Raw genomic sequence first — 12,085 nt, 5'->3', positions numbered from 1 at the left:
TTTTGCGTTTTCAAGCTAAGGTGCGGCCAGACGCGGCATTGAAAACCGGCGCGCCGTCGCTAGTTTCGCGCCGTGTCCGGAGAACCCTTATGACGCTTTCCACTCCTGTCGATTCCAAAGCCGCGAAGGCCCTCGGCCCACGGCCGGCCGGGCATCCGCCGGTCAAGACCGGCAAGGTCGGTGTCATGCTGATCAATCTGGGCACGCCTGATGGCACCGACTTCAAGCCGATGTGGCGGTATCTCCGGGAATTCCTCTCCGATCCGCGTGTCATCGAGCTCAACAGGGCGATCTGGTATCCGATCCTCTACGGCCTGGTGCTCACCACGCGGCCGAAGAAGTCGGGCGCCAACTATGCCCGGATCTGGAACCGGGAGAAGAACGAGTCGCCGCTGCGCACCTACACCCGTGCTCAGGGCGAGAAGCTGGCCGAGGCGTTGCGCGACCTGCCCGATGTCGTCGTCGATTGGGCGATGCGCTATGGCAATCCTTCGACCGCGAGTGTCGCTGAGAGGCTGGTCGCACAGGGCTGCGACCGCATTCTTTCGTTCCCTCTCTATCCCCAGTATTCGGCGACCACGACGGCAACCGCCAACGACCAGCTGTTTCGCGCCTTGATGAAGATGCGCGCTGCCCCCGCCGTCCGCAGCGTGCCGCCTTACTATGACGAACCGGTCTATATCGAGGCGCTGGCGCGTTCGATCGAACAGCATCTGACGACACTCGATTTCGAGCCGGAGGTGGTCATCACCTCCTATCACGGCATCCCGAAACCCTATTTCGAGAAGGGTGATCCCTATCATTGCCACTGCCAGAAGACGACGCGTCTCTTGCGTGACCGACTGGGTTGGGATGACAAGAAACTGATCATCACCTTCCAGTCGCGCTTCGGCGCGCAGGAATGGCTGCAGCCCTATACCGACAAGACCGTGGAGAAACTGGGCAAGGACGGCGTGAAGTCGATCGCCATCGTCAATCCCGGCTTTTCGGTCGACTGCATCGAGACGCTGGACGAGATCGGCCGCGAAGCGGCCGAGACTTTTCATCACGCCGGCGGCAAAAACTTCGCGCACATCCCTTGCCTCAACGACAGCGCCGAAGGCATGGCGGTGATCGAGGCAATGGTGCGGCGCGAACTGTCCGGCTGGGTCTAGCACCCGGAACAACGGCCACTTCGGAGCGTTGAGCAGTTCCTCCGGAGAACTCGATGCCCCGCAAACTCGACCTCAGAACCGGCCGGCCCGTCTGGTCCGCCTATCGCGCCCCTGCCGTGCCGACATCGGCGCTGACCCGCGACGTCAAGACCGACGTGCTGATCATCGGCATGGGCATCAGCGGCGCCATGATGGCCGAGGCGCTGACGGCGGACGGTCATGCCGTGATCTGCATCGACCGGCGCGGGCCGCTGAAAGGCTCGACCGCCGCGACCACGGCGCTGGTGCAATTCGAAATCGACCAGCCGCTTTCAACGCTCTCGAAGATGATCGGCAAGGCCAAGGCACAACAGGCCTGGCGACGCTCTCGGCTCGCCGTGACCAATCTTGCTGGCCGTATCGCGGAACTTGGCATCAACTGCGGCCCAAATCGCACCCAGTCACTCTATCTGGCAGGCACGGTGCTGGGTCCGTCGGAACTACGGGAGGAAGCCGACGCGCGACGGCAAGCTGGCATCCAGGCGACCTATCTCACACCGGCCCCGCTGGCCGAGCGATACGGCATCGACCGGGACGGCGCCATCCTCAGCCACGGCAACATCGCGCTCGACCCCCGCAAACTGACGGCCGGGCTATTGCTGAAGGCACTGGAGCGCAAGGCCCGCTTCCACGCACCCGTCGAAGCGACGGCGATCGAAGACAGTGCCGACGAGGTCGTTGTCGCCACAAAAGACGGTCCGACCATTGCGGCGCGACATGTCGTTTTGGCCACCGGCTACGAATTGGTCGACATCGTGCCGGCGGCCGCCCACCAGATCATCTCGACCTGGGCGATCGCGACGCGCCCCCAGCCCCAAAAACTCTGGCCGGGTGCGGCGTTCATCTGGGAGGCGTCGGATCCCTACCTCTACATGCGCGCCACGGCCGACGGCCGTGTCATTTGCGGCGGCGAGGACGAGGATTTTGTCGACGAGACGCGGCGCGACGAACTGATCGCCGACAAGAGCGCCCACATCGCCGAAAAACTCGGCCGGTTATTCCCCGATCTCGACGTCAGGCCTGAATTCGCCTGGACCGGCTCCTTCGGCACAACCACCACCGGCCTGCCCTATATCGGCGCCATCCCCAGGCATCCGCGCATCCATGCAGTCATGGGTTACGGTGGCAATGGCATCACCTTCTCGCGCATCGCTTCCGAAATCATTTCGGCGTCGATCAAAGGGATAGCCGACACGGATGCAGAGCTGTTCGCTTTCAACCGGTGAGTGCAAACCGACAAACAATCCCTCATCACCTGATTGTAACGCACCTGAAACACACTTAAGTCTTTGGTGAAGTCGGCTGCGCGGGAACGGCTCTCGCGGCCTGCTTCTGAGGGAGAGCCAAATGGATTTCAGTGGTTTCGATATTGCGATTGGTGCACTTGCCCTTCTGGTACTGGTGCTTCTCATCAAAGGCATCAGGACCATTCCGCAAGGCTACAATTATACGGTGGAGCGCTTTGGCCGTTACACCAAGACACTGAGCCCCGGCCTCAATTTCATTTTTCCGTTTATCGACCGCATCGGCGCCAAGATGAACATGATGGAACAGGTGCTCGACGTTCCGAGCCAGGAGATCATCACCCGCGACAACGCCATCGTCGGCGTCGACGGCATCGCCTTCTTCCAGATACTCAACGCGGCTCAGGCCGCCTACCAGGTTTCCGGCCTGCAGAACGCCATCCTCAACCTGACGATGACCAACATCCGTACCGTGATGGGTTCCATGGACCTCGACGAACTGTTGTCGAACCGCGACGCCATCAACGAACGCCTGCTGCGCGTCGTCGACGAGGCGGCGCATCCGTGGGGCATCAAGATCACCCGCGTCGAGATCAAGGACATCAACCCGCCGGCCAACCTCATCGAATCGATGGGCCGCCAGATGACCGCCGAGCGTAACAAGCGCGCGCAGATCCTCGCCGCCGAAGGCCTCAAGCAGTCGCAGATTCTCGAAGCCGAAGGCCGCAAGGAGGCTGCCTTCCGCGACGCCGAGGCCCGCGAGCGCTCCGCCGAGGCCGAAGCCCGCGCCACCCAGGTGGTGTCGGAAGCCATTTCCAAGGGCGACGTGCAGGCGCTGAACTACTTCGTCGCGCTGAAATACACCGAAGCGCTGGGCAGGATCGGCACCGCCACCAACAGCAAGATCGTGCTGATGCCCTTCGAGGCGTCGTCGCTGATCGGCTCGCTCGGCGGCATCGGCGAAATCGCCAAGGAAGTCTTCCGCAGCGAAGGCACGACCGGCGCGCAAAGGCAGACCGCTCGCCCGCCGGTCGTGCGTCCGACCGATAATTGAAGTCTCCAACAGAGGAGAACACCATGATCGATCGTGTCATTTCCGAACTCGGCCCGTGGAGCTGGATGGTTCTGGGCTTTGTCCTGCTGGTGATGGAAATCATCGCGCCCGGCATCTTCATGCTGTGGATTGGCATCGCCGCGCTGATCATCGGCGCGGTGTCGCTGCTGATCTGGGATGCGGCGATCTGGACCTGGCAGGTCCAGGTTCTCGCTTTCCTGGCGCTGTCGCTGGTCTCGGCCTATGTCGGCAAGAGGCTGGTCGGCGGGCGCCATGACCCGACCGACCAGCCGCTGCTCAACCGGCGCGGCGCGCAGATGGTCGGCCGCATGGCGACACTCGCCGAACCGATCGCCAACGGCCGCGGCCGCATCAAACTCGGCGACACGCTATGGCGCGTCTCCGGCCCGGACCTGCCGGCCGGCACGCAGGTGCGCGTGACAAGTGCGGCGGATACGGACCTGGAACTGACGGTGGAACGGGTCTGAATTTTAGACAATGCCAACGCGCAAGGTGTGTTGAGATTCAGGTCAGGCCGAGTCGGAGTCGAAGACGGGCGCGAAGCGACCAAAATGGCTGATACCGAGAACCGGAGCGGAGCGTACTTTTCGTACGTGAGCTCAGTTCTACTGCGACGCAGTAGAACGGGGAAGCGCAGGTATCAGCCATTTGCAGGCCGGCCTCACCTGAATATCAACACATCTTAGGCTGCGCCAATGCGCAGCAGGTCATGAAAATGCACCACGCCAAGCGGCATGTTGTTCTTGGTCACCACCAGCGCGCCGATATTGTGCTCGTTGAGCAGCGCGATTGCCGTGCCGGCAAGCGTCTGCGGGTCGACCGTCTTGGGCGTGCGGGTCATCACCTCGTCGACGATGACGTCGGCCAGGTGGCGGTGCAGGTTGCGCGCGACATCGCCGTCGGTGATGATCCCGGCCAATTCGCCATTGGTGTCGACGATCAGGACGCAGCCGACCTTCTTCTGCGACAGCGTCATCACCGCTTCCGGCATCTTGGTGCCGAGAAGCGCCAGCGGAATCTGGTCGCCGACCCGCATGATCTCGGAGACCAGCGTCAGGTTGGCGCCGAGCTGGCCGCCGGGATGGAAGGTGCGGAAATGGTCCGGCGTGAAACCGCGCGCCTCGAGCAGCGCGATCGCCAGCGCATCGCCGATGACCAGTTGCAGTAATGTCGATGTCGTCGGCGCCAGACCGTGCGGGCAGGCCTCCGGGGTGCGCGGCAAAAGCAGCACGACGTCGGCCGCACGCGCCAGCGCCGATGTCTCTCCAGCGGTTATGGCGATAAGCGGAATGGAGAAGCGCCTGGAATAGGCGATGATGCCCTTGAGCTCAAGGCTTTCGCCCGACCACGACATGGCGATGATGGCATCGTCCTTGGCGATCATGCCGAGATCGCCATGGTTGGCCTCGACGGGATGGACGAAGAAGGCTGGCGTGCCTGTGGAGGCCAGCGTCGCCGCGATCTTCGAACCGATATGGCCGCTTTTGCCGACGCCGGTGACGATCAGCCGGCCTTCGATCTTCGAGATCATGTCGACGGCCTGCGCGAAAGGCGCGGCAAGTCCATTCTCGAGCGCTTCGGCCAGGGCGGCGATCCCGGCCTGCTCGGTTGCCACCGTTCTCAGTGCCGAATCAATCGACGCTTGCCTGTCCAGGGGCTTCTTATCCAGGGATTTCGCATGCATGGGTGATGCGATTAGCGCTTTGCCGCCCGCCTGTCCAACAGAAATGGCTGTGGGGCCCGGAGGGCAGAGAGCTCGGACGCGCCGCTCGATCCCGCAAACAGCAGCACTTTAACCGGACGAACGATCGCTGCCTCAACCCTCCGTTAACCATCCCCATTTACGGTTCGGTAAGTATGGCGCGCATAGCGCCGCGCAAGCAGTGGTGGCGATGTCCGGGGCCCAGCCAGAAAAATCGAGAGGACGACAGGGCAAGGCGGTCTGCGCCCTGCTGCTGGCGACCAGCATGCTTGCCTTGCTGCGCCCGAGCGCGCTTCATGCCCAGGAAACCGAGCTGCGCGGCGAGGTTTCCGAATCGGCGATCCTGTCCGACCAGCAGCGCAAGGCAAGGCAGCTCGCCCTTGCCGCCCAGGGCCAGCAGGCGCCGGGTAATGCCGCGCAGGACGATACGCCGGCGCGCACCTATCTGCCGGCCAGCGCCGGCGCTGTCCCCGACGACACGAACACCGATGCCGCCACCGGCAGCGTTTTCGATCCGCCACAGGCGACCGACGATGCCTCCACCGACAATCCGACGCCGCCCAAGCCTCGCCGCCGCCCATCGAGCGCCGGGCAGAACGCGAAGGATCAGGACAAGGCCAAAGCGGGCACCAAGACGGCCGACAAGTCGAAAAAGAAGAAAAAAACGACGGCTGCAACCACCGACACCACCGCTTCAACGACGGCCTCCACGACGGACGCTGCCGGTACGACCGACACGGATGAGGAGACGGCCAACCGTCGTGCCCTCACCGTCGACAGCGCCGACAGGCAGAAGCTCGACCCCGGCGCCGAGCGCACTGCCGCCATCGAAGGCCAGAACAAGAAAGCCGAAGAGGATCCGTTCGCGCCCACCGGCGTCAAATGGGGCTCCTTTGTCATCCGGCCATCGATCGAACAGGGGCTGACCGCCACGACGAATGGTGATTCGAGCAGTGCCGGCACCTCGGCGCTGCTGTCGGAGACGGCGTTGCGCTTTACCGCCGTTTCGGACTGGCGTGAAAACTCCGCCACCATCGACGGCTATGGCCTGTTTCGCGAAACCGTGTCGGGCTACCCGGTTCACAATGCCCAAGGCCGCATCGAAGGCCAGCTCAATGCCGACCTCGACAACGAACTGCGCGCCATCGCCAAGCTCGGCTACGAAGCCGTGCCGGAATCCGCATCGTCGCCCGATGCCATTGCCGGCGTCAGCACCCAGCCGCTGCGCCAGACGATCGACGGCAGCCTCGGCGTCGAAAAACACATCGGCAAGATGCAGTACACGCTGACCGGCGCGGTCTCGCACGACTTCTATGGCGACGCCAAGCTTTCAGACGGCACGTCGCTGTCGCAGAAGGATCAGGACAACACGCTCTACACGGCGACCTTGCGCACCGGTTACGAAATCTCCCCGGCCCTCACCCCGTTCACCGAAATCGAGGTCGGCCGCCGGGCCTATGATCAGCGCATCGACAATGAAGGCTTCGAGCGTTCCTCGACGCGGCTCGGCGCCCGCGCCGGCTTGCAACTCGACATGGGTGAGAAGCTGTCGGGTGAATTCTCGGCCGGCTGGCTGCGGGAAGCGATCGATGACAAGAACCTGGAGGCGATTTCCGGCGCCACCGTCAACGCCGACCTCAAATGGTCGCCGGAGCGCGGCACCACGATCGGCCTGACTGGCAAGACCACCGTCGAGACCACGACCACATCAGGGGAAAGCGGCGATATCCTTTACTCCGGCCGCCTGACCGGTGAACGCCAGATCCGCGCCAATCTCACCGCAAATGCGGCGCTCGGCCTCGACTGGCGCCACTATGTCGGCATCGATGGCCATGACCGGATCTTGAGCGCCGAGACCGGGCTGACCTGGTGGCTGAACCGCTATGCCGGTCTCACCACAAGGGTGAGAACCGAGAAGCTGACCAGCAACCTGCCCGGCCGCGACTACACCGCCAACAGCATCTATCTCGGCCTGAAGGTGCAGCGCTGAGAACGTCCCAGCTTCGTCATCCTGGGGCGTAGCAAGGAGCGAAGCGACGCGGCGCAGACCCCAGGATCCATGCCGCGACTTATGAGCGCCTCTGCGGTGGTGAGCCTGGAGACATCGTTCCGGACCGCTAACACTCTGGGTCCCATGTAACGGAATGAATCCTCGGTCTCCGCGACGGAGCTTCGCTCCTGCTCCGCCCGTGGATGACGAAAGCGGGGCCTAAAACGCGGCCCCGCGGCGCTCGGACGGCTTCATCTCGTCGAGCAGCGTGCGGATGACGCCGGCCATGTTCTCGTTCATGTCGCTGCGCCACAGCGCGAAGGCGACATTGGCCTCGACAAAGCCTTCCGGCGAGCCGCAATCGAAGGTACGGCCCTGATAGTGGTAGCCGTAGAAAGCCTGCTGCTTCTCCAGCTTCAGCATCGCGTCGGTGAGCTGGATTTCGTTGCCGGCGCCCTTTTCCTGGCCTTCGAGGATCTTGAAGATCTCGGGCTGCAGGATGTAGCGGCCGTTGATGTAAAGATTGGACGGCGCGGTGCCGGTCTTCGGCTTCTCCACCATCTCGGTGATGCGGAAGCCGTGATGCGTATCCTCGCCGCGGCCGACGATGCCGTATTTGTGGGCCTCTGCCGGGTCGCATTCCTGCACGGCAATGATGTTGTTGCCGGTTTCCTCGTAGAGCTCGACCATCGACTTCATGCAGCTCTTTTCCGACTGCATGATCATGTCGGGCAACAGAAGCGCGAAAGGCTCGTCGCCGACCAGTTCACGTGCGCACCAGACGGCATGGCCGAGACCCATCGGCACCTGCTGGCGGGTGAAGCTGGTTTGCCCCGGCGCCGGCTGCAGCCGCTGCAGGCGGGCAAGCTGCTCGTCCTTGCCGCGCTGGGCCAACGTGTCATAGAGCTCGAACTGGATATCGAAATGATCTTCGATGACCGCCTTGTTGCGGCCCGTCACGAAGATGAAATGCTCGATGCCGGCCTCCCGTGCCTCATCCACCACATACTGGATGACCGGCCTGTCAACGACGGTCAGCATCTCCTTGGGAACAGCCTTTGTGGCCGGGAGGAACCGCGTGCCGAGACCGGCGACCGGGAAAACTGCCTTGCGAACTCTCTTCATGCTTTCAATTATCCGTTTGCTGCCCGGCTCCGCAATCCCTGTCTCGCGACATTTTCACGCCGGAATTGAAGATTACTGGGGCGGGTGAGGGAAACTTCCACCGGTTAAAGCATCGAGGGTGTCTTTTCGTTCCAGGCGACACCTATGGTAAACTAATTCCTAACCCGGTTCGGCGATGAATGGTCTTTCCTGAGACAGAGAAGGAGGAAAACATGTCCGTTCGCAATGCCGCAAAACGTTTCACCAGCGTCATGACGGCCGCCAGCCTCTCGCTCGCTCTGCTGATGCCTGCCGGACCAGCCTTCGCCGACGCCGGTTTCCGGCAATGGGTCGCCGGCTTCCGCGCCACCGCCGTGGCGGGTGGCGTTTCCGGCGCCGTCTACGACCAGGCTTTCAGGGATATCAAAGAGCCCGATCCGGTCGTGCTGGAAAAGGCCCGCACGCAGCCCGAATTCACCGCACCCGCCTGGGACTATTTCGACAACCGCGTCCACGACCAGTCCGTCGCCGTCGGCCAGCAGATGGCGAAGAAATGGAAGCCGTGGCTGGACAGGATCGAAGCGCGGTTCGGCGTCGACCGCTACATTCTGCTCGCCATCTGGTCGATGGAATCGAACTATGGCGAGATCCTCAAGCGTGACGACATCATGCGCAATGTCGTGCGCTCGCTGGCGACGCTGGCCTATGGCGATCCGAAACGGTCGAAATACGCCCGCACCCAGCTGGTCGCGGCCCTGAAGATCCTGCAGACGGGCGACATCGATGAAAGCCACCTGATGGGCTCCTGGGCCGGCGCCATGGGCCAGACCCAGTTCATCCCCACCAGCTACCAGCACTATGCCGTCGACATGGACGGCAACGGCAAGCGCGACATCTGGAATTCCATCCCCGATGCGCTGGCGACATCAGCCAATTTGTTGAAGAAGAATGGCTGGCAGGCCGGCAAGACCTGGGGCTACGAGGTCACGATACCGGCCGGAAAACTGCCCGCCGGATCGAAGACGCTGGCGCAATGGCAGGCGCTCGGCGTCGTCAGGGCCAATGGCAAGCCGTTCAAGAACCCTACCGACAAGGCGACACTGAAGGTGCCGGATGGCCGTGGCGGGCCGGCCTTCCTGATGATCAGGAATTTTTCCGTCATCAAAGCCTACAACAATGCCGACAAATATGCCCTCGCGGTCGGCCTTCTTGCCGACGAGATCGCCGGCTCCACTGGGCTCGTGCAGGACTGGCAGCGGCCTTTCACCAAGCTCTCCTTCGAGGAAAGGCAGGAGCTGCAGAAGCGGCTTTCGCAGCACGGGCTTTATGACGGCAAGTTCGACGGCAAGATCGGTGACGGCACCAAAACAGCCATCATGACCTATCAGGCAAAGGTCGGCTTGACCCAGGACGGTTACCCGAGCATGGAAGTGCTCAAATGGCTCAGACAAAAATAGAGCCGGCCACGGCGCCACGCGCGTTTCCAGCGCACTCGGCGGGCGCCATGGCACTTTGAACTTGCGCCCGGCCGCAAAACCGGCTCCGGTTTGCGGAACCAGGCACAAGGGGATGGAGGAGTGATTGGTTTCGGCCGCGCGTATCGCGATCCTTGTTCGTCGCACGCCGATCCTTTGTCTTGCGATCGTCCTGCTGGCGATCGGCGCCGCCGGCGCCTTCCATGCACCGGCCATGGCGCAGGAGCAGCCGCAGCAAAATCGTGGATGGTCGTTGCGCGACCTTCTGTTTCCGCGCCGCAGCGAGCGCGTCGAGCCACCGCTCGACATCCAGAAGGCAAAGCCGAAGCCACGCAAACCCCGGGTCCCACGTGCACCCGTCGAACCACAAGTACCGATAGCTGAGAAGGCGCCGGACGCTCGGACTGTCCTGGTGGTCGGAGACTTCATGGCGTCCGGCCTCGCCGAAGGCCTGGACACCGCTTTTGCCGATAATCCCGCCGTCCGGATCGTCGTTCGCTCCAATGGTTCATCCGGCTTCGTGCGTGATGATTTCTACAACTGGCCCGAACAGATCAAATCGTTGATCGAGACCGAGAAACCGGCCGCCGTGGTCGTCATGCTGGGCTCCAACGACCGCCAGCAGATGAAGGTGGGGGACGTGCGCGAGCAGCCCCGGTCGGAGAATTGGACCAAGGAGTATGAGCGCCGCACCGACGAACTCGGCAAGGCCATCGCCGACGCCAAGGTGCCGTTCCTGTGGGTCGGCATGCCGGCCTTCCGGGTGCCGAAGATGACGTCCGACATGCTGGCCTTCAACGACATCTACCACAAGGCCGCCGAAAGCCATGGCGGCGAATTCGTCGATGTCTGGGACGGCTTCGTCGACGAGAACGGCGCTTTCATCACCACCGGCCCCGACATGAACGGCCAACCGGTGCGGCTGCGCGCCGATGACGGCATCAACGTCTCCAAGGCCGGCAAGCGCAAGCTTGCCTTCTACACCGAAAAGCCTTTGGCCAAGATCCTGGGCCTGGCCGCGCCCGGCAGCCTGGCCCCGGCGACAGCACCGGCGGGCGCGCCTGTCGAGGCACCGGCGCCGGCCGCCGCACCCATTGTCATCGACCGCACCGCACCGATGCTGCTCAGCGATCCGGCGCTCGACGGCGGCACCGAACTGCTCGGCGCCGCGCCGCCGGCAAAGGCCAATCCGGCTCTCCCTGGCGAACGACTTGTGATCGAAGGCAAGGCGCCTCAGGCTTCGCCCGGACGCGCCGACGATTTCGCCTGGCCGCCGAAGGCCGAGCCACCGGCGACGGCCGCGGCGGCCGACACGACGACGGCGATCACCCCCTGAACCACCCGAATGTTTGATGGAATGCCTTTCCTGGACTGCTCGTCAGGCAGGCAAGGTGCCGGCACCATTGCCGCGAGACAGGGTTTCGGTCAGGAAAGAGAGCAGGGGCTGCACGACGCGCGCCTCCACCGTTTCCTCCCCGATCACCACAATCTCCGTCATCGGCAGCACCGGCCACAGTTCGGACGGAGGGATGATCCGCACCCCTTCCTGGACGAAGGAGCGGCCCAGGACCGTGACGCCGAAACCTCCGGCGACGGCCGCGCGCGCACCGTTCAGGCTGTTCACCGTGCATGCCACGTCCCAGTCGCGCCTTATCGAATCGAGCGCGCGGATCGCGACGCCGCGATAGGTGCACGGCGTTGGCAGAAGCACCAGCGGCACAGGTTCGAGCGATTGTTGGTCATAGCCGGTCGAACCGATCCACACCAAGGGTTCGCGCCAGATGACGCGGCCGCGCTGGGCGCGGCCATCCTTCTTGGCGATCACCACATCGAGCCGGTCATTCTCGTAAGCGGAAAGCAGGTCGCAACTGAGGCCCGTCATCAGTTCCAGCCGCAGGGCCGGCCAGAGCGCGGCGAATTTCGCCAGCAGCGCCGGCAGATGATGCGGAACGAAGTCTTCCGAGATGCCTATGCGCAGGCGCCCGACATCAGCCGGTGCGACCAGCGTGCGCACCGCGATGTCGTTGAATTCCAGCATCCGGCGCGCCGCCGACAGCAAGCGTTCGCCTTCTCCGGTCAGAACCAGCGAGCGGCTCGTCCGGTTGAACAGGGGCCGGCCGAGCAGCTCTTCCAGCCGGATGATCTTCTGGCTGACGGCGGATTGCGACCGGCCGACCACGTCGGCTGCAGCGGTAAAGCTGCCCGTTTCCGCCACGGTTGTGAACGCGCGCAGAAGGTCGATTTCGAGGTCGGGATACCGCATCGGGGGTCCTCTGATGCCGAAGGCCGATACTTAGCCAGA

10 protein-coding genes are annotated in these 12,085 nt (G+C 63.4%); 7 read left to right on the top strand and 3 right to left on the bottom strand.

Annotation, left to right across the window (positions count from 1 at the left end):
• Positions 1-89: 89 nt before the first annotated feature.
• The 4 genes from hemH (at position 90) to AC0V7N_RS12165 (ending at position 3,979) form a co-directional block, all read left to right on the top strand.
• Entirely contained in the window at positions 90-1,154 is a 1,065-nt protein-coding gene (gene hemH, locus AC0V7N_RS12180; RefSeq protein WP_496627861.1) for a ferrochelatase, read from the top strand.
• Positions 1,155-1,207: 53 nt separating this feature from the next.
• Positions 1,208-2,419, top strand: a complete 1,212-nt coding sequence (locus tag AC0V7N_RS12175) for an NAD(P)/FAD-dependent oxidoreductase (protein ID WP_475457714.1) — start codon at positions 1,208-1,210, stop codon at positions 2,417-2,419.
• A 121-nt stretch (positions 2,420-2,540) separates the two neighbouring features.
• Complete coding sequence (locus AC0V7N_RS12170; RefSeq protein ID WP_475457712.1) at positions 2,541-3,491, top strand: SPFH domain-containing protein; 951 nt, start codon at positions 2,541-2,543, stop codon at positions 3,489-3,491.
• 23 nt (positions 3,492-3,514) lie between these two features.
• Positions 3,515-3,979, top strand: coding sequence for an NfeD family protein (locus tag AC0V7N_RS12165; protein ID WP_258581631.1), 465 nt, complete (start codon positions 3,515-3,517; stop codon positions 3,977-3,979).
• A 215-nt stretch (positions 3,980-4,194) separates the two neighbouring features.
• On the opposite strand, the gene AC0V7N_RS12160 is transcribed toward AC0V7N_RS12165, so the two are convergent.
• Positions 4,195-5,196, bottom strand: a complete 1,002-nt coding sequence (locus AC0V7N_RS12160; RefSeq protein WP_475457710.1) for a KpsF/GutQ family sugar-phosphate isomerase — start codon at positions 5,194-5,196, stop codon at positions 4,195-4,197.
• A 208-nt stretch (positions 5,197-5,404) separates the two neighbouring features.
• Here AC0V7N_RS12160 and AC0V7N_RS12155 point away from each other — a divergent pair, with 208 nt between their 5' ends.
• Positions 5,405-7,204, top strand: a complete 1,800-nt coding sequence (locus AC0V7N_RS12155; protein ID WP_496627860.1) for an outer membrane beta-barrel protein — start codon at positions 5,405-5,407, stop codon at positions 7,202-7,204.
• A gap of 219 nt (positions 7,205-7,423) precedes the next feature.
• On the opposite strand, the gene galU is transcribed toward AC0V7N_RS12155, so the two are convergent.
• Positions 7,424-8,329 (bottom strand): UTP--glucose-1-phosphate uridylyltransferase GalU, encoded by a 906-nt coding sequence (gene galU, locus AC0V7N_RS12150; protein WP_027030893.1) that lies wholly within the window; start codon positions 8,327-8,329, stop codon positions 7,424-7,426.
• Between the two features lie 212 nt (positions 8,330-8,541).
• Between galU and AC0V7N_RS12145 the strand changes: the two genes are divergently transcribed.
• Together AC0V7N_RS12145 and AC0V7N_RS12140 are read left to right on the top strand one after the other, a co-directional pair.
• A complete protein-coding gene (locus AC0V7N_RS12145) occupies positions 8,542-9,765 on the top strand; it encodes a lytic murein transglycosylase (protein ID WP_475457707.1) in 1,224 nt (407 codons plus the stop codon).
• Between the two features lie 124 nt (positions 9,766-9,889).
• Positions 9,890-11,119, top strand: a complete 1,230-nt coding sequence (locus tag AC0V7N_RS12140; RefSeq protein ID WP_475457705.1) for an SGNH/GDSL hydrolase family protein — start codon at positions 9,890-9,892, stop codon at positions 11,117-11,119.
• 42 nt (positions 11,120-11,161) lie between these two features.
• Here AC0V7N_RS12140 and AC0V7N_RS12135 read toward each other — a convergent pair whose 3' ends face one another.
• Positions 11,162-12,046 carry a LysR substrate-binding domain-containing protein gene (locus AC0V7N_RS12135; protein ID WP_475457703.1) on the bottom strand — a complete coding sequence of 295 codons (885 nt, stop codon included), beginning with the start codon at positions 12,044-12,046 and terminating at the stop codon, positions 11,162-11,164.
• Positions 12,047-12,085: the final 39 nt, after the last annotated feature.

The sequence above is a fragment of the Mesorhizobium kamtschaticum genome, assembly GCF_056174585.1.
Note: the sequence above shows the minus strand (reverse complement) of the source record. Positions and strands in the feature narration are given on the sequence as shown.